21 protein-coding genes are annotated in these 18,427 nt (G+C 37.6%); 1 reads left to right on the top strand and 20 read right to left on the bottom strand.

The window, feature by feature from the left end:
• Positions 1 to 7 precede the first annotated feature (7 nt).
• Genes IHV09_RS14150 through IHV09_RS14160 form a run of 3 tightly spaced genes read right to left on the bottom strand, consistent with a single transcriptional unit; the run spans position 8 to position 3,857 of the window.
• Positions 8 to 250, bottom strand: a complete 243-nt coding sequence (locus IHV09_RS14150; RefSeq protein ID WP_197264736.1) for a hypothetical protein — start codon at positions 248 to 250, stop codon at positions 8 to 10.
• On the bottom strand, positions 250 to 549 hold the full coding sequence (locus IHV09_RS14155; RefSeq protein WP_197264737.1) for a hypothetical protein: 300 nt from the start codon (positions 547 to 549) through the stop codon (positions 250 to 252). Before IHV09_RS14155 ends, IHV09_RS14150 begins: the two co-directional genes overlap by 1 nt.
• Complete coding sequence (locus IHV09_RS14160) at positions 546 to 3,857, bottom strand: DNRLRE domain-containing protein (RefSeq protein ID WP_197264738.1); 3,312 nt, start codon at positions 3,855 to 3,857, stop codon at positions 546 to 548. The genes IHV09_RS14155 and IHV09_RS14160 overlap by 4 nt, the downstream gene beginning before the upstream one ends.
• A gap of 71 nt (positions 3,858 to 3,928) precedes the next feature.
• Between IHV09_RS14160 and IHV09_RS14165 the strand changes: the two genes are divergently transcribed.
• Positions 3,929 to 4,375, top strand: coding sequence for a hypothetical protein (locus IHV09_RS14165; RefSeq protein ID WP_197264739.1), 447 nt, complete (start codon positions 3,929 to 3,931; stop codon positions 4,373 to 4,375).
• Between the two features lie 32 nt (positions 4,376 to 4,407).
• Here the strand turns inward: IHV09_RS14165 and IHV09_RS14170 are convergent, their stop codons facing one another.
• From IHV09_RS14170 to IHV09_RS14250, 17 genes are all read right to left on the bottom strand, one after another.
• On the bottom strand, positions 4,408 to 8,751 hold the full coding sequence (locus tag IHV09_RS14170) for a phage tail protein (protein ID WP_197264740.1): 4,344 nt from the start codon (positions 8,749 to 8,751) through the stop codon (positions 4,408 to 4,410).
• 232 nt (positions 8,752 to 8,983) lie between these two features.
• The gene (locus tag IHV09_RS14175; protein WP_197264741.1) at positions 8,984 to 9,325 is read right to left on the bottom strand and encodes a hypothetical protein; all 342 of its coding nucleotides are present in this window, start codon (positions 9,323 to 9,325) and stop codon (positions 8,984 to 8,986) included.
• A 13-nt stretch (positions 9,326 to 9,338) separates the two neighbouring features.
• Positions 9,339 to 9,902, bottom strand: coding sequence for a major tail protein (locus IHV09_RS14180; protein ID WP_197264742.1), 564 nt, complete (start codon positions 9,900 to 9,902; stop codon positions 9,339 to 9,341).
• Positions 9,903 to 10,232: a hypothetical protein gene (locus IHV09_RS14185; protein WP_197264743.1), complete on the bottom strand. Its 330-nt coding sequence runs from the start codon at positions 10,230 to 10,232 to the stop codon at positions 9,903 to 9,905.
• Positions 10,229 to 10,585 (bottom strand): HK97 gp10 family phage protein, encoded by a 357-nt coding sequence (locus tag IHV09_RS14190; protein WP_197264744.1) that lies wholly within the window; start codon positions 10,583 to 10,585, stop codon positions 10,229 to 10,231. The genes IHV09_RS14185 and IHV09_RS14190 overlap by 4 nt, the downstream gene beginning before the upstream one ends.
• Complete coding sequence (locus IHV09_RS14195) at positions 10,578 to 10,922, bottom strand: hypothetical protein (RefSeq protein ID WP_197264745.1); 345 nt, start codon at positions 10,920 to 10,922, stop codon at positions 10,578 to 10,580. Before IHV09_RS14195 ends, IHV09_RS14190 begins: the two co-directional genes overlap by 8 nt.
• A complete protein-coding gene (locus tag IHV09_RS14200; RefSeq protein ID WP_197264746.1) occupies positions 10,909 to 11,202 on the bottom strand; it encodes a hypothetical protein in 294 nt (97 codons plus the stop codon). The genes IHV09_RS14195 and IHV09_RS14200 overlap by 14 nt, the downstream gene beginning before the upstream one ends.
• Positions 11,203 to 11,205: 3 nt before the next feature.
• The gene (locus IHV09_RS14205) at positions 11,206 to 11,526 is read right to left on the bottom strand and encodes a hypothetical protein (protein ID WP_197264747.1); all 321 of its coding nucleotides are present in this window, start codon (positions 11,524 to 11,526) and stop codon (positions 11,206 to 11,208) included.
• A 31-nt stretch (positions 11,527 to 11,557) separates the two neighbouring features.
• Complete coding sequence (locus tag IHV09_RS14210; protein WP_197264748.1) at positions 11,558 to 12,979, bottom strand: phage major capsid protein; 1,422 nt, start codon at positions 12,977 to 12,979, stop codon at positions 11,558 to 11,560.
• Positions 12,970 to 13,551, bottom strand: coding sequence for an HK97 family phage prohead protease (locus IHV09_RS14215; protein WP_197264749.1), 582 nt, complete (start codon positions 13,549 to 13,551; stop codon positions 12,970 to 12,972). Before IHV09_RS14215 ends, IHV09_RS14210 begins: the two co-directional genes overlap by 10 nt.
• Positions 13,544 to 14,734 (bottom strand): phage portal protein, encoded by a 1,191-nt coding sequence (locus IHV09_RS14220; RefSeq protein WP_197264750.1) that lies wholly within the window; start codon positions 14,732 to 14,734, stop codon positions 13,544 to 13,546. The genes IHV09_RS14215 and IHV09_RS14220 overlap by 8 nt, the downstream gene beginning before the upstream one ends.
• A gap of 4 nt (positions 14,735 to 14,738) precedes the next feature.
• A complete protein-coding gene (locus IHV09_RS14225) occupies positions 14,739 to 16,460 on the bottom strand; it encodes a terminase large subunit (protein ID WP_197264751.1) in 1,722 nt (573 codons plus the stop codon).
• A complete protein-coding gene (locus tag IHV09_RS14230) occupies positions 16,457 to 16,840 on the bottom strand; it encodes a P27 family phage terminase small subunit (protein WP_197264752.1) in 384 nt (127 codons plus the stop codon). The genes IHV09_RS14225 and IHV09_RS14230 overlap by 4 nt, the downstream gene beginning before the upstream one ends.
• Before the next feature lie 107 nt (positions 16,841 to 16,947).
• Positions 16,948 to 17,214 carry a hypothetical protein gene (locus IHV09_RS14235; protein ID WP_197264753.1) on the bottom strand — a complete coding sequence of 89 codons (267 nt, stop codon included), beginning with the start codon at positions 17,212 to 17,214 and terminating at the stop codon, positions 16,948 to 16,950.
• Positions 17,204 to 17,497, bottom strand: a complete 294-nt coding sequence (locus IHV09_RS14240) for an HNH endonuclease (RefSeq protein WP_197264754.1) — start codon at positions 17,495 to 17,497, stop codon at positions 17,204 to 17,206. Before IHV09_RS14240 ends, IHV09_RS14235 begins: the two co-directional genes overlap by 11 nt.
• Positions 17,494 to 17,826: a hypothetical protein gene (locus tag IHV09_RS14245; RefSeq protein ID WP_197264755.1), complete on the bottom strand. Its 333-nt coding sequence runs from the start codon at positions 17,824 to 17,826 to the stop codon at positions 17,494 to 17,496. Before IHV09_RS14245 ends, IHV09_RS14240 begins: the two co-directional genes overlap by 4 nt.
• Positions 17,827 to 17,992: 166 nt before the next feature.
• A complete protein-coding gene (locus IHV09_RS14250) occupies positions 17,993 to 18,319 on the bottom strand; it encodes a hypothetical protein (protein WP_197264756.1) in 327 nt (108 codons plus the stop codon).
• Positions 18,320 to 18,427 lie beyond the last annotated feature (108 nt).

Genomic DNA, 18,427 nt, shown 5'->3' on the forward strand with positions numbered 1-18,427 from the left:
AACCACCTTACAGTGTAGGTGACAAACTTTTTTTATAATCTTCATATTCCTGTTGGTAGATGCGCTTTAAAGTGCCAGGAATATAAGCACACTTTCCTTGTTCTACAATGTATCTGTATTTAGGATCTGTGGAAAGAAAGCCATATCTGCTCATTTTGCAACAATACTCCTGAGTAGATTCAAACCAATTATTCTGATCATAAGGATAGTTGGAAGATGTTGCTTCAACTGTTGTAGTTGTTTCTGCCATTATGCAATACCTCCATTCACTTTGCTTTCCAGTACAGTAATACGATCTTCATGCTTCATGACTTCTTGAAGCGTAAAATCATCTACCTGCTTCATATTCTCTGTATCCATCTGAGTATTTACGGACTGTGTTAGGGTGAAGTCATCAACACTCTGCATAGCATCTGTTACGTCTTTAAGTGCGGCAATAGCTTGTACCTCTTTTGTATTTTCCACACGCTTTTTGATTTCAATTAACTCTTTAGTAAAGACTTCATTGTTCTTCATTCCTTGAGCGATCAATGCATCTAGTAAACTCATAGCACTTCCTCCTTGTAGTCAATTCTAGTTAGATTTAAACTGGTGGATTCTCCCCAAAAGGCATCTTCAAGTGGGAATGTAACAAAAACACCGAAAACTTTCCTTCCTCTACCGTCACGGAAACAAACTACTTCTTGACTGTAGATGATACTTTCTAAAGCTTTACGCTCTTCAGCGTTTCTTAGCTTAATCGTGAAATCTACTCCGTACTCGGTAGAATCTTCCGTATCGATTACAAAGTTCTGCCGACCAGCAAACTTATGAAAAGCATGGTTTAGATTCCATGTTGAAGATCCTTTCTGTTCACCCATTAAAAAACGTTTAGAGGTGTTCTCCGCGTTACTGATCACATGAAGGTAAATGCCCTTCAGAGTTACGGAAGAGTTTACCAATGTGCTTTCTCTAAAGGTCCCGTTATCTCCATAGGCTATGACTCTATATTCATATACCTGGTCAGATGCAACCGTATAATCTGTATACGAATCGTTGTTTCCAAGATTATCAGCAATTCTTTCCCAGTTAACATTGCCAACCTCACGCCTGTAGAGGTCATTAGATGTAACAGTAGGTTCGGTGCCCTGTGGTACTGGATTACTAATGTTTATAGTTATAGTTCCAGCAGTCGAATGTACATCCGCATCCAAAACAGGCAATGCAGGCGGTGTATAAGAAACGTTGATATTTGAAATGGCTGCATCCGACCAAATACCTTCTGCACCTCGTACAAGTGTTTGAATTCTATAATCCGTGTTATTCTCAAGATCGATTCCAACCGTTACAGCCTTATTTCCACTGTTCACTTGTCCAGTAGTCCATAGAGTAGTAGAACCTGAAGCATTTTGAACATTAACCTGATAACCTGCTTGATCCACACTCGACCATTGAACCACTGGCTTAGATACTGGAACCACTGAACCGTTAACTGGCCCTGTGATGGTAGGCGTAGGTGGTTTATCTCCTGCAATAAACACTTGTAAAGCTGAATAAGGAGAAGGCAAACCTGCCTGATCATACGTCCTAACCTGCCATTCAACCGTTCCTTTTGGCAACGTTCCGGCTGGCATATCGTAATAGTTGTTGGTAGTGGCTTGTGTGACTGTATTCCATGTTGGTGAACCTTGCACTCGCCACTGTAGATCAAACTTACTTTGCGGATCTCCTGCGTTTGGATCATTGTGTAGCCATCCAAAACGAACAACTGAAGCTTTGTCTTTTGGCTCTCCTGAAGGACTTAATCCGGTTGGCGCTGTAGGTGCTTGGTTATGAACGATCGTAAATACTCCGTTTGAAGTATCCCACGGACCATAAGCTGAACCATCATAGGCTCGTACTCTTATTAACGCTGTGCTAGTTTCAGCTTCATTAATAAAGTCGTATGGATAAGACGTAGCTCCTGCAGCTGTTAAAGCTACAATGTCTTTCCATGCGCTGCCGTTGTTTGTTGATAATTGGATTTGGTATTGTAGGTTTGTTGTATACTCATAAATTGTAATTCTGTGGTCATAAGTTGTATTAATAGTCCAAGTGGTTCCTCCACTTTTAAAAACATGGGAACCATTCGCATAGGTGTTTGATGTAAGAGATAACGTCGTATTTGCACCAGAAACGTAAGAGAATATAATCGCATATCCAACTCCGTTTTGTAACTGATAAGGATTTGAAAATTTACAACTTACCCTTTTTTCAGCATTTGTCGTTCCTTCAGAGAAAGAGACACGTTCTGATAAAAGCAATGTACTTGGAACACCACCAACTAAACTATACAACTGTACATCAAACGGAGTGTTAGCAGTATAGTTATACAAAACGAAATCAACACTATCCATATAGAACGTTTTAGGGGCTAAGAAGGTTTGACCAGATACTTCCCCAGGATTTGTTGACCAAAGTGTTATGGTATTAATATGAGCGCCCGCGCCACCTGTATTAAGTACACCTGTTTCAACTTTATCTTTTGAAGCTGTCCACGCCACAGTATGACTACTATTCCACGTTTCTCCACCATTTGGTGCTGTAACTACTGGTGCTGTTGGCGGTGCGTTGTATGTTACTGTTAATGAAGGTCTATTTTGTAAAACGCCATCATCTTTACTTGCAAAGGTTAAACTTTGTGAAAAATTTTGAGGAGTTTCATTTATCTGCAACATAAAACCCGGGTTATTTGCTTGACCTGCATAAGCCGTAATATAGTTAATTAACCCCCCACCACTAAACGAATGTGCAGTTAAATTACTATTTTGAGGGTTTCCACTATATGTTGTTAATCCACTAGATATAGAACCCGGTTTATTATTCCATGTTACTGTGTTTTCATCCCAAAGGGCATTTAAAACATATGCATAGACTTTTTGAAAAACAAATAAATAGTTTTCACTTCCACCGTAACCTTTTAAATTTAGGGTTGCAGATATACCAACTGCTCCCACAGGAATTGTACTTAAGTCAAACATTGCCAATGCATTTGATTGATAGTATGTTCCTCCCACAGGTGGCAATCCTATTTGAAATGATGTGCCTAAATTGCTATTTGGACTTCCGGAATATACCCATGCATCTTTACCTGCGGTAGGATTCATTGTAATAGTTACAGTAGGGTCAACCTCAATCGGATATACAAGATTAGACGTATCAGCAGCGATGTTCAAAAGTACCTTATCATCAACCTCAGAAACACCTTGAAGAACATCACGCTTTGTTCCTTCAGCATCCATCAACCACATCGGCTGTATCTTCAGTTCTTGCGCAAGCTCACCTTGTACCTCAAAAGAGAAGTTAATCGGTGCTTTATCCGTTTTAAGGATGATTGTTTCCTTGATACCTTCAGGCAACAGTTCAAGTACAAGATCGGCATCATTCCAAACGTCAGGATAAGTAATCTTGTTTCCTTCTGCATACCCCTTTGAAACTGAAGCACCTACAGGAATAAACTTGAGCTTACTTGCACCCTTTCCGATTGAATAACCTCTTCTAATATTCCTTGGTATACGACACTCATAAGGAACTGCTAAACCTTGAAAATCATAGTTCTCACGGTTCAACCTGTTCTTTTTCTTATCTTTTGTGGCTTTGGCTTGCTGTTCATAAAATAAAGAATCCCCATCTTTAGCGACAGGGAAATCAATTTCATTGAAATCTGCTTCATCAAACAGATCAGTATTTATGTTATGAAGGTTTCCTGAAGCATCTTCATAATGGATGATTCCTTGGTGGATCTCCGTTGTGTAAGAGCCATCAAAGTTAATCCATGTCTTAGAATTTGGAGTACGCTTATTCAGCATTTCTCCGACTTTAAAGCTTTGTACTGGCATGGTTTACCTCCTTTCTAAAGGAAACTCCTTCACTTCTGTCGAATAATGGTAATTTGAAGGAGGTGAGAGTAATGACGAAAGCAGTAGAAGAAAAAAATAGTATCGATAAATATTCATTAAAAGCTATTACAATTCAACAATTAGGATTTCTTACACAAAAGTTTAATAAGATGAACATTAATAATGATTTCCAACTTCTTTTAATGACACAATTTGGATTTATTAAATGTGATTTAGAGTTAGAAATTCCTGAAGATGATGATTTTTTTACACCAATCCCAAACCAAGAAGATAGATATCAATTGAATTTATCCTATCTTTTAAAACAACGTAAAGAAGTCGTTAAGATGTTTGAAGAAAAAGGGCCAATTGAATTTGTTGATAACGGAACAACTTTAAGTCTTAAAAATGTATCTATTTTTAAAGATGACATGTTAAATCCAATTGCTCGTTTAGAACAAATGCTCGTTTTTGCTGATCAGATTTCCGGTCTAACTATAGTACCTCGAAATAACTAATCTAAATCCTAAGGTACTCGTAATTGGAGACCTTAGGATTTTCGGTTTGATTTCACGTTTTGTTTTAAATATCTGAAGATGTTCACAACATTATTAAACTCTTGCATTTCCTTAACTGAAACGGAAAGGTAGATATCACCATAAGTATCCCCTGACGTAGTAGATCCTCCTCCAGAAGAACCATTTAATGAAAGTGAATCACCTGATATATTTGGTAAAGCTGCTGATGCCATTTTAGACGACATATATTGAAGGCGTGACATAGTTTGATCCATACCTTGAATAAGTCCTTCACCAAGCATTTCACCCATCCACATGGTTTCTCTTGATGGGGAATGAATGTCTAATGCCTGCTGAATGGTTTTCTTTACAGCATTTGCGATATCTCTCGCCTGCTTTAGTAAAGGTCCTGTCATCTGGCTTAGACCATCCATTAAACCTTGAATGGTATGATTACCAATCGTCTTCATAGAGCTGTTCATGATGTTTAATTCGTTTTCTGTACCTGTTCGAATCTGGTTGATTTTAGCCAACCACTCATCCTTGTACTTCGTGAGTTCAATCTCCGTTTGCTTTCTCAACTCTTCAATCTTGATTTGAGTATCTGTTTTTAACCCTGCAAGCTCATCTGTTGCTTGAGTCCTGGCTAGTGCATTTTTTTCCTTCCACAATGCTGCATATTGTTGAAGCTCCTCGTCAGTTAAAGAATTTAATGCAGCGATCTCAGCATACGCTTTAGGACCCATCTCTCTTAGTTCTGCGAGTAGTCCCTCATCAATTCCTTTTGCTGCTAGAGATTTGATGTTATCTGCCCATTCTGCGAAAGTAGAAACCTGACCTTGAAGGTTTTCAATAAGTTTCTGGCCACTTACTTCACTGCTTTTATTAATTTCATCAAAGATTCCAGCAAACGAATACAAAGCACGAGTACGATCGGTAACAGCTTTGTTGTACTCTTCTGTTAGCTTTTGCTCACCTTCGATTAATCGTTGTTGAGATGCTTCAATTTTTGATGTGTACTCCTCATTGATCTTCATCAAGTCATCATGAATTTGCTTTTTCAAACGATATACTTCACGATCAGCCTCTGCTCTTTCCTCCGTACCCTTCTTATAACGAGATTGTACTTCTTGCCATTCTTTTAATTCTTGAGCCAGAGACAGTTGATTGTAGTATTTCTTCTCATCGATCCACTTCTTCTCTTTCGCAAAAGCTTCAGCGTTTAGAGCATCTAACGCTTTATTTAAAGCGATTTGAGCTTGAACCTTTTCTGTAGTCCCATTCTTAAACGTAGTAAGAGCTTGTTTCCAGAACTCTACCTCTTGCTCAAGAGACATACGGTTTAAGTTCTTTTGATTTGATACGTATTCTTGAAGTGCCTTTAATTTCTCCGCACTAATTTCCTTTTGTGATTTAGCAACATCAGCTTTTTCCTTGGCTGAGATTTTAGCTCTTTCTTCAGCTGCATCTCGTTCTATGTTGTTGATCTGGATCTTCTGAGATAGAGTTAATCCTTTTTTCTGGGTAGCTGCCTTCTTTTCAATGTCCGCGATCTTTTGATTCGCATCACTTGTTACTTTTGCGCGTTCAGCATTCGCATTTTTATGGATGAGTGCAATTTCATTTGCTGATGCAGAAGTAACGGATTTGATAATAGCATTAAAGGCTTTTAAACGGTCTTCAGAAATCTTAATAGGACCTATAAAGTCAGGGATAGCAGCTTTAGCAAGTTCAACTGATGCTTTTGTTATTGCTCCAGCTTTATCTCCAAGTCCCAGTACAAGACCTTCACCAACATTTTTCCCAATCTCTCTTGTAACTCGGGAAGGTGAATGAATATCGAGTACGTTTTTCAATGTCTTTTTAATGCTATCTGCTATGTCTTTCGCTTTCTTAACAAGATCTTTTCCCTTATCGGTTATCCCATTAATCAGACCTTGAATGACATCTTTACCGATTTGTTTAAGATTAATTCCCTTAAAGAAGCTCATAATAGATTTCCAGATTTCAGTGATCTTATTTTGAGCATCCGTCATTCCTTTTGATACGGATGACTTTATGTTTTGAAAACCTTCTGACACACTGCTTTTTATACTGGATAACGATGAAGTAAAGAATGACTTAATCCCCTGCCATATAGAAGATATGGTACTCTTAACTGCATTGAACACACTTGAAGTAGTTGACCGGATATTCTCCCACGACGCAACTACATAACCTTTGATTGCTGAAGCAGCTCCTGAAAAGATTTTCTTTAATCCTTCCCATATGTCTCTTAGTGCATTTTTCATGTTTTCAAAAATCGCTTTGGAGTCATTTTTTAAGGCATTAAAGTCACCAGTTACAAGATCCACTATTAGTAAAACTGCACCCGTGAAAATATTCTTAATCAAATTCCAAACTCCACTGAAATACTGCTTTAATCCATCGAATAAGGTTTTAAGTCCATCTTTCATACCCTTATAAATGTTCATGATTCCATTTACAAAAGGTGTGATGATCTTCATAACGTTGCTAACGATCGTGTTCCAAGTGTTTGATGTTGTTTGCTTAATAGAATCCCAGGTCTGAGATAAAGTTGACTTGATATTGTTCCATGTTTGCGTGAGAAATGAGGTAATGTTCCCCCACACAGAACTGAAGGTTTGTTTGATGGATTCAAGAACAGTCCCAAACCAAGAAGATAGCGATCCCCAAACTTCAATGGCTTTAGCTTTTATTTCATCCCAGTTTTTATATATTGCAATTCCTGCGGCAACTAATAATCCGAATGCAACCACTATTCCAGCAACGATACCTACAAGTGGTAATAAACCGATTCCTGTAGCAGTAGCAGCTGCAGCTAAAGCGGTGAATATCGGTGCTATTATTAATAGTAATCCAATTAATATTCCTACTGCGGTAACAACTGCGGTTATAGTTGCCGCTAATTTAGGATTCTCAGAAACCCATATTGCAATCTGTGCAACAAATTCTGCAATTTGTAATAATAATGGCTCTAGAGCTGTTTTTAAATCCGCTATTGCCTGTTGCAATTGTATAGCAGGATCTGCATTTAGTGCATTCATTTGCTGATTCAGACTATCTGCATTTTGTTTTGTTTTATCCATTGCATCAGCTGTGCCTTGAAAAACAGATATCATATTTTGTCCTTGGTCTTCCCACTTAGTACCAAAAACTGTAGTTGCTATCTCATTTCTTAATGCTTTATCCTCAATACCGTCTAACCAGGTAGCTACTTCACTCATAGCCTTAGCTCCAGCATCGCCACCTTCAGTTACAGCTTTCCCCCACTTTTGAAATTGATCGACCGAAAGACCTGCATCTTGTATTAATGGTTTTAAGGATTTAGGAATCTCTTGACCAAACGTAGACATCTGAATCCTTGCTTCTTTAACACCATCGTTTAAATTATCAATATTCCATGTCTTAGTATTTATCCCTTGTTCAAAAATGCTTTGTATCTCTTTAACCGAAAAGCCAGCATCCTTCATTTGCATTCCGTATTCTGCGATGGTATCTAATTGTTCAGGTGGAAAACCCGCTTTTAATAATGAGTTTATAAGAGCTATGGCTTCTTCATTGGTCGCTCCTATACCACTAGCAACTTCATTTGTCTCTTGAATCAGTTCGGTAAAATCAATCCCCGCAAATGAGCTAGCGACTACACCAGCATATTTGACTACCGCTGCATTAGATTCATCACTAGCATTTTTATTGAGAGTCCATTGCCTTCTTACTCCCTCAAGAGCAGCCTCTCCCTCAACCCCATAGGCTTCAATACCTTTTATTGCATCTTTTACCGTTTTCCTCGATTCTTCCGGGACATCAAAGGAGATATCAATCTTAGTGTCAATTGATGATGTATCTAAAGCACTACTTATAGTGCCTGCTATTCCACCTCCGGCTACCAAAGTACCAGCTAAACCTTCAAGTGCCCCGCCTAAATCATTAACCGACTCTTCTGCATCTTTGGCATCTTTCTTTAAGCCTTTTAGAGGTGCACCATTATTTACAGATGCTAAAGAGCTCTTCAATTTACCTAGTGAACCTTCCGTAAATTCAATTTCTCTTCGGAAAGCTCTATATTGCTGTTCAGTAATATCCCCTTTTTTAAATTGCGCTTGCACCTGCTCCTCAGCATCTTTCAATTGTTTTAACTTATTACTTGTTACTTCCACCTGATCAGCAAGAAGTCTTTGTTTTTGTGCTAATGCTTCAACATTACTCGGATCAAATTTAAGTAAACGTTCCACATCTTTTAATTCTTGTGTAAGAGATATGCTTTTCTTCGTTACGTCCGACATTGCTTTTTGTAAGCCGGTAGTTTCTCCACCTATTTCAATTGTAATTCCTTTTATTCTTTTATCAGCCATGTTCTCACCTACCTTTATTAGAAGGAATCAAAGTCCGTTTGATTTGCTTTTCGGGACTTTTCATTAGCCGGTTTGTTCATTTCTAAGTTTTCATAGATAAAATCTAAGCACATACCAAAGGTCATTTCTTCTAGATCCGCATGACTTAACCCGCTCTTTCTACATAAAACAAGGAACGTCTCTGTTGAGATTAATTCTCCCGTTGACGTTCCTTCATTAACATTCTTTTCTTCTATTTTTTTTTTCCTTGAAGCGTTACTGAGATCATTTCAGACAACTCAGGAAGTATTTCCATTAAAGGAAATGTTTCAAAACCATCTAACCATGTAATGGGGTCTTTTATACTCGGATCTGCTGTTTTGGCCAAAGTCCAAGCAATATTATAAAAGACCTCGAAATCAATCTTTTCAAGGTCCTTTGGTTTGATGTTTTTTGTATCTAATTTTCCGAGAGAATCTAATTTCATTATCTCCGCAAGATAATCCTTTTGAAATTGCGCTTTGAATCTCAATGGAGTAGCTGCAGTACTTTTAAACCGAACTTCTTTATTATCAATCGTTAACGTTTTTTCCAAACTGCTTCACTCCTTAAACTGTTTTCTCGTATACAGCTGTATACCATGCATCGTAAACACCAGCTGTTGTATCAGCTGTTGTAGAAACTTTAATCAGCTCATCTTCTGGACGAGGTGCAGCCACAAATGTAAGCTCTGTTGTCCCTGGTTCTACAGAAGTACTTTTCGTTGCTGATCCCATACCAGGTCGAGTAACAGATACATTATATAAGACATGGCGAGTGGCTTTCTGATCACCATCAAATTCAAACAACAAAGCAATCTTTTTTGGTTTAGCTGAGCTTTTTTCACTTAACACCTTATCTACAGCATCTAGCTCTTCTCCTAAAACGTCTTTACGGAATGCCTCCGTGATATTAGCTACTGTAAATGTTCCGTCATATCCTTGGTTTGATGCAGAAGTATAATACAAAATATCATCTGCATAAAAGTCAGCTTGTTCACCCTTTGGCTCCAATGTTAATGCTGTAGCCCCTGGGAATTTCACAGGGGCACCATACGTGTATGCTCCATCTGTTCCCTCAGTAATTACTGCATAACGTGCATTCTTCAATCCAAATACAACTTTGTTTTCCAATTAAATCAACCTCACTTCATATATTTTTTGAAATAGACTTTGTGAATCAATGAAATTTTCATTAGTTTCATAAGGTATCTCGTTTCCGTCAAGAACAGATTCAAGTTTACTTTCCGCAATTAAATCTTTGTTCTTTGTATAAAGCTCAATTTGAATGTTAGGGTACTTCTTATACACACGGTTATCTGCAAATAGATTTGTTGAGTATACTTCCAAATAACAGATATACGGAGGGTATGGGACAGGATTTTCAGGTGTACCCTTAAAATGTGAATAAGTAACTGGATAACCAGTTTGATCAAGAATGGCTTTTAATTCTGCTAGTGTCATGGTTTAATCGCCTTCTCTACACGTTTCACATATTCATCAACTAATCTTTCTTCCACTGGTCTTATGTGTACCTTAGGTGAGACACGACCACCACCAGCTTTCACATGACCATACTCCAAAAGATGAGTAAGTTGATAATCAGTTTTGTTGTGAATCACAAAGTCTTGACCAATCTTTTTCCTTGTCCATCCTTTACGGTAGTCACCGGTATCCTCAGGACTATTCTGTTTTAACAAAGACACTCCATCTCTTGAAACTTCATCTTTTGCCTCAACTAGATCTTCTTCAACAGAAGTTGTATAAAGTTTAATTTGTCTTGCAATCTCTTTTTCTAAATCTGCAATTTTAACCACCGGCTCTCACCTCACAATAAAGCTCGGTAAGACCATCAGAACGCAAAAACGTTCGATAGACAGTAAACTTTTTCTTGCCATGTTTAACTTCAATCTCCTGATCGTACTCATCAGAATCCACAACAAGTGTACATTGTGGTATACGGTCATTTTGCCCCGCAGCGGAGAATTCAGCTCTCGAAACACTCATTTCAGAACAGAATATTTGTCTCTCTACTTCCTGTTCTTCTATAGGTTGACCTAGTTCGTCTTTAACGGTTGTGACTGAAACTAAAAAGCACACATCATCAAGAGATATGTGCTCATTGTTTCCAAGAGAAGATTTAAGTGACGGCATCAGCAGTCCCCGCCTTCTTTATTACTCTATTATTAATCCTGATTTGAAGATTACGAGACAAAGGGACATTTTCTTGACGCTTCCTGTAACTCCATGCTGAATAATCAACGACAAGCATAATGTCGTCATCTTCCGCGAAGTCTAAAACAATTCCAGTACGTTCGATCTCGTTTTGCGTACTGTTAAGATGCTTTTTAAAATATGTGTCTCTTAGATCATGTGTAATACCTAAATCAAGCTTTAACAGACTTAAGCATGTGGATTGAGTTTGCTCATCCATTCATTACTCACCTTCTTTTAGAAGACCCTCAATATGGTCGATTACCCCTTTGCGATTCTTATCTTCCTTTTCTATGGCGAGTAAGTTATTTAACTTTTCTTTACCCATGTCGGATAAAATTGATTTTCTAATCGCATCGACATTTTGAGTTAGCAATTGTTCAACTTCAATCTCTTCTGGAGAAAGAGGAATTGACTTCTCTAGATAACCTTTCTCTTGAAGAAATAAAATACGCTCTTCATCATCTGATTGATAAAGAGCGCCAACAGGAAAAACTTTCTTTGTGTTTTTATCCTTGAATCTTTTCAATACTTTTATTTCCACAATTATTCACCTTCCCTTTCATAGTGTTATTTTATACTTCAGGAGTTGCTTCATTTGCTTCATCAGGTGCGAATGTTACAGATGTTGCAGGTGCTGCACCCATAATGTTCATTGCTACAAATCCGTTACCGGAAATAGGTCTACCATCATAACGAGCCGTCCCTTTGTATACAGTATTATCTTGAATAAATTGTACATGTTCAGAAACTGCGAAAGTAGATCCTGCTCGTTCTGCCAAGATGTAGTGAGATCCGTAACCACCTACGATGTCTCCATCTTTCATAAACGGAAGAATTTCTATATCCCCACCAATGATCGGCATTGAGTTATTAACACTTGCTACGATTGCACCAGCTGCATTAAATGTAACTAGTTGAGCTTGCAATTCTGTAAAAGTTGTTTCATTCATAGCCCAAAACTTTGATCCATTACCATAATTAGCTTTTGCATTTCCACTTTTTCTAATTAAGTTTGCAAAAAGTTCAGCAGGCGTGTCACCGGTCACTTGTCCAACATTAGAACTAGAAAGATTTGCCCAAGTTCGTTCATTGTTACCCCAATAGGAAGGTTTAGCAGTTTCAGCAAGACGTGTTACAATTCCTACAGGCATTTTAACACCAGTTCCGTATAGAATTGCTTTATCTACCGCCAATCCAATTGCTTGGCCAAGCGCATCGAACACTTCACTACCCAAGTTGAAATCAGAGTCTTCCAACTGTGCATTACATACCGGAATATAACCACCGACTTTGTATCCATCCATTTGCAATTGATAGAATTTAAGGTCTAGCTCATTTAAGGAAGCACACGCTTCTGTCCAAACAGCTTCAGGAATATCTCCCACAATGTTCATTCGTGAAGTACCACCAAGTGGTTTTAAGTTTACCTTACTGATTAGTTTTGAATAACGATGTAAATTATCTCGGATTAAACCCAGAATCACATCCGGAATACCCAAATTGCCGCCTTCTACAGCTCGCATTTGCATGGATTCTGTTTTAAAACTGCGTTCTCGAATGTTAGTTAAGAATGTCTTAACCTCTTCTCGCTTAACCATTTCCATAGCTGCAGATCGTTCCATTCCTTTAAAGAAACCTTTATTTACTTTCATACCTACTACCGCCTCACTTCTTGTTTGGGATTGTTGTTGATTAGCCGAACGATTCTCTGTATTTGAAGGTGCTTTGGTGTTAAGGTCCTCTAATTCTTTTTCGAGGTCTTCAATTTCACTTTCTAAGGTGGATTTCTTTTCATCCACATCTTTTTGCTCGTTTTCCAGTGTAGTGATTGACTCTTCAACCGTGTTAATTTCTTCATCGGTTTTCGCCTCACTTAGAGCATTTTCTAATTCCTTTGAACGTGTAGCAAATCCCTCTTCTTTAATCATTAGATCTGCAAGAGTTGACTTTCTTTGTTCAATTTTCTTTCCTAGCATTAATTGTTTTAATGACATTGTTTTAGCCTCGCTTTCAAATTGTGTTTTCTTTGTTCCAATTGTCGTTGCTGATGTTGCTGAACTTCAGCCTTTCGAGCTTGAACACCCGTCTCCTCATATGCAGGAAATGTAACGACTGATACTTCATGTAAATCGACCTGTGTAATGGTCCATTTTACTGTTCCATCATCACGCCATTCCGTTTCTTCAGCACCAATATTGAACCCAAAAGAGCATTGATCTACATCTCCGCGCTTTACACGTTCATACAAATTTACTGCGTCTGAATCGGCAGCATTGATTTTAACGCGTCCCCAAAGTCCATGACTATCAGCTTTAAGTTCCAACGTCCCAGACTTATTCCTACCTAATACAAGGGTAGTATCATGATTAATGAGTGCTCTTACATCATTGCCAAGGGTCCCATCAAAAGCTCCTGGTGCTAATTCTTCAAAAGCTCCTGGCCACAATTCAGTAGCACCGTTAAACACTGCAAAATATCCTTCAATATACATCTCCTGTGATTCTGGTTCTGCTCTAGTTTTGAGATCAGTTTGTAAACTTCTTGTTTGCCGGCTTTCTCTACTCACCTTCTTTCTCACCTCCTTGGTTTAATTTCTTTTGATCACCAATCATGCCAGCTGGGATGTAGTTTTCCAAGATGACTCTTTCATTTAATCCTTCTAATGGTGATTGTCCTAACCAATCTCGGACCTCATTCCCAAGCATTAATCCGCGTACATACATATTTCCTCCAACCTCTGCAAGTTCTTTAAGATCATAGGCATATAATGATCTTGGATTAAATTTAAAATAAAGATCGGGGGCAAATAGTAGTTTCCGGGTGAGTTCCTGTTCCATCCCTTTAGAAAAGGGTAATATCTTGGAGTTTATGAAGCTGTTGAACTCATCCTTGTCAAAGTCACCGACTCCAACAAAAAAAGCCGGCACTCCAATAAGGCCCGCTACCGTTCTTTTATCAATTTGTACTGCATCATTTATTGCAAGGTCATTTAAAGATAATGGTTTTACTTGATCCACCTTAACCAAATCAGCCGGAATAACCCAAGGCTTACCACCTTCTGTATCAGAAACATACTTTTTAAGGATTTCATCTCGTCCTTCTTCACTGGTTAATTCTTCAGCCATAGAGTCCACAGCAATGATTAATGGTGGTTTCCACTTTTCAGACATAAAACTATTTTTTGTCTTCGTTGCCTGCTTTAAATTGTTTACAATTTCTTTTAATACTACCTGATAACCTCGTCCGATGTATGGACGCTCTGGATCTGGATTAATAATGAAATGAAGAATCTCATCATGGTTATACGTTTTTCCTTGATAAATTACTTGATATCCTTCGGGTGTATCTTGAAAGGATACTCCTGACGGTTTAAGTGGTATTAAGTCATCAATTAAACCGTTATTCGTTTTAGGGTAAACCACACTATTGCCTTTCCCATCAAGCAACATGCTATAGACGATGTTATAGATCCATGCTTTTCTAGTCATAAGACTATATGGGTTAATATCTATTTTTCGAGACAATGCATTTCTTACTCTAATATCCCCATCATCTGTATTTTGCATAAGGTGAATTGTCATTGTGCTGATTAAATCAGCTATTTTATCAACTGCCATTCTAACTTCAGGATTATCAGAAAGTCTGGTGTAACCTGAAACACTTAGTGATCCATCTTCACCAGTCATAAATAATCCTATAGATGATAAAGAAGACCTTTTTTTTCTTTTGTTTCTGTTCCAAAATGCCATTTTATCACCCACCTTTCAGCCATTGGCTTGCACTATTAGACTTCTCGATATTCTCAAGCATTCGAATCGCACCAAAAACAGCCGCATCAAAAATATCAATTCTGGTCTCATCCATTATTTTTTCGTATTGAATCATATCATCAGTCTTTTCAATAGCTGCCACGTTCTGTACACAGTATTCAAATGCAGAAGAATGAAGATAATAAAACTTCTCATCTTTCGCTTTCTTTTCAATTCTTCTAAAACCCTCAGATTTTTTGTAGAAATACTGGGGCTGATCAATAATTTTAAAACCTTTCTTTTTCATCTCAACAAAGAATTCTCTGGAGAACTTTCTGTCAAAACCAACTTGCTTTATTTTAAAGCCCCTTTGTTTCATATTCGCAAACCAATTTACAATGTCGGAATGGTTAACAGTAGCTGTGTTACACATGTCCAACCAACCTTCATCTTTCCAACCAAAGAGGGGAATGTTGTCATCCTCTGCTTTCTGAACTGCCGCCACTATTGGGAACCAAGCGTGAGTTATAGCAATATCAACTCCCTTATAAGTTCCATATAAGGCAGCTGCTGTTAAGTCATGCATCTTGGATAAGTCCGCTCCACCATACCAATCAATATTTAGCTTAGCTAAATCTTTCAAAGTCCATGAATATTTACGATCTGAAATTTTAAATTCTTCAACATTGAAATACGCTTTGATTGCTGCTGTAAAAATGTTCATTGATTTAGCAAGGAAATCTTTTCGTTGTTGAGGATCATTTTGGGCTTGAAGAGCATCATTCATGATGTCATCTGGACGAATGGAAACACCGTATGCCGGATTAGCCTTCTGATGCTCAATAGGATTTGTGTAATCTACATTTCCTTTTTCGTCTTCATCCGCTTTTGCTATAAAAACAAAATATGCTTCATCTTTAACCGTTCCATCAAGTATCTTTTTGCAATACTGCAACCTCTGATAGCAGAAACTCGTCATGTCATCTCCAGCAGTGGTAATACCAATCATTAATTTATTGGTATACGCCTTCATTGCTTCTTTGATGATATTGTATTGTTTCGGAGTTTTATAGGCATGTAGTTCATCTGCTATAGCGATGTTACAGTTCAATGAATCCTGTTTGTCTGGGTTGGCAGCTAATGCTTGAATATAAAGCGATCCATCACCAAAGTCACCTGATATAGAGTGTTCCTGATTATTATCAATGACTCGAAAGTTTTCCTTTTCTCCCATTTGAGCCAAGTTGAAGTTGATGAAGTTAAAGCTTTCTAACGATTGTTTTAAAGCAGCCGCAACAATATACACTTTACTACCGCTTCGTCTATTTAAGATTCCTAGTGCCCAAGCAAGTGCAGCCGCAAAACTTGTTTTAATGTTTTTTCGAGGAATAAAAATAAACGCCTCCTTGAAGCGCCTCATCTTTGTTCCTTTATGGAAAAAACCTAACAAATTATAAACTTGGTATTTGTGGAAAGGTTCTAGCAAAAATGGAGTTCCTCTTAAGGGAGTACCATCAAGCATCTCACCTTGTGCATGAACAAATGTATTTTCTATGATGCCAATAACAAATTCAGCGTCTTTAGGATCGAAATCATAATCAGGATTCTCTAGATCCTTTAGAAATCGTTGGCAACCTTGAATCTGTTCTTTGTTAGCAACTTTAGTTCCATCCACAATACTGTTAGCAAAATTCATTACTGTTTTATAGTTCTTATACTTTTTCATCTTAAATCACTCAATGCAGAAGCTAATTTGCTACTTTTCTTTTTAGTTGTTTTCATTTCATCATTAATTCTTTTCAATCCTGCTGGTGTTAAGCCGAGTGTATTTTCATGATTTATCATATCTTTTCTAATTGTTTCAATAGCCAGATATGTTGCAGTCTTTCTAACATTTGTCACGCCAGCATTGTTGGTATACTCCTCAGTTGTTTTACAACCTTCTTTAAAAAAATCTTTCATCATAAGATCATACTGAAATCTCATTTCAGAATACGTTCGAATGGTTGCTTCGAATTGAGATCGATAAGTCCCGACATCTTTCATGTCCTGAATGACTTGTTTCATGATTTTACGAATCTTTCGTTCTTCGGGTGTTATGGCCAAGTTTTTGCACCCCCTTTTTATGAAAAAGTCGCTCTATTGGAAAAACCTCCCCCCTCCGGTCCCCAGAGACTTTATTTAACTAAAGTTAAGTAGGGGGGATATTTAAATTACCCAATCCTAGGTTTGCCACTCGGTCCTTCGTTCTCTCTCATTGCATCCAATACAACATAAGATGAACGTTGCAGTGCTTCTGCTGCACCTAAGTGTTCAATGATTGCTAAGTTATTCCTTACAACTAATTGAGCTTGAGGTGATGGATCATTAACGATCTTGTTAATCTTCTGTGATACTTCCTTTTTAACTTGAGCCAATAGTTCTTCTAGCTTCCAACCATTATGGTTCTCGCTACCCATTAATATAGTTTTACCTTCCATTGCTTTCACTCATCCTTTCAATCTTTTCTCTCCACCATTCACCAAGAACAGTGAGCTTATCAGTTATACGATCGTGCATCTTATCGTGACACCTGCCACAAAGACTTAATAGATTAGTACTTAACAATCTTTGTTCAGGTCTTTCCAGTAATGGATGGATATGATGTACTGTTGTTGCCTCAGTGTTCTTGCCATACCGTTTACACTCCTGGCACCGATACTCATCACGCTTTAACACTGACTCACGTTTGTTCTTCCAACGTGAGGACTTATAAAAGCTCACCGTGTCTCACCGTATTGATTGAATTGCCTACCCTTACTCATCTTCTCCTGCTGATCTTCTAACTCTTTCAATGCAGCAGTAGCTTTCTTTGCTTCACGTGTTACTGCCTTTAGACCGGTTAGAGCTTCTGAACAATCCACATTAATTCCAATTAAAGTTTTACTATTTGAATTATCGATACCAGCAAAGGCGTAAAAGCTCATATGCTCTCCGCAATCTTTGCAACTTCTTCCATCTTTTCTTGGGTTGTTTGGCAAGATGATTTCTAACCTTCCACAACCTGAACACTTATAAAGTTCACCTTTGTTCGACTCACGCTTTTCAGCCATGTCACAACAACTCCTTCAGATTATTTACACAACAAAAAACAGCAACCGAATGGCTGCTGTCTTAAAGGGAATTTATTTGGCGCTATGCCATAATACAACAATAACATGGATATATTTAGAAATCGTCCGTAAATCGTTCGCGAAAAGTTCGTAAATCGTTCGTATATTATTTTTGAGAATTAACGTATCTTTTTATCATAAGTTCATGTTGTTCTTTAATCTCTATCTCTTTTTCTAATTTATTATATTCTTCTTGAATTTCATTAAGGTTTAACAAAGCAGGGTCAACATATCTTTCCTTAAATTCACTTTGGTATTCGAAAGGGTTGTTATTATTTTTATAGATGACTTCTGAAGCATGATGTCGTGCGCTTGCCACTTCTAATTTTATTGAAAGTACCTTTAGCTCTTCTTTTAGATTACGAATTTGTAAAGCTACATCTCCAACCCAATTCTCCATATCTTCTCTTACAAAATCTCTTTCTTCATTCATTTTCATAATCCCCCAATTTTCAAATTCTGTTTTCGTCTTTATTATAAATTATTTAGCTCTAATAATTTCCTTTTATTTAAAAAAATTCTATTTTGTATTATTTTCTTA

It is taken from the genome of Fictibacillus sp. 23RED33 (assembly GCF_015903925.1).
GTDB classification, from domain to species: Bacteria; Bacillota; Bacilli; order Bacillales; family Fictibacillaceae; genus Fictibacillus; species Fictibacillus phosphorivorans.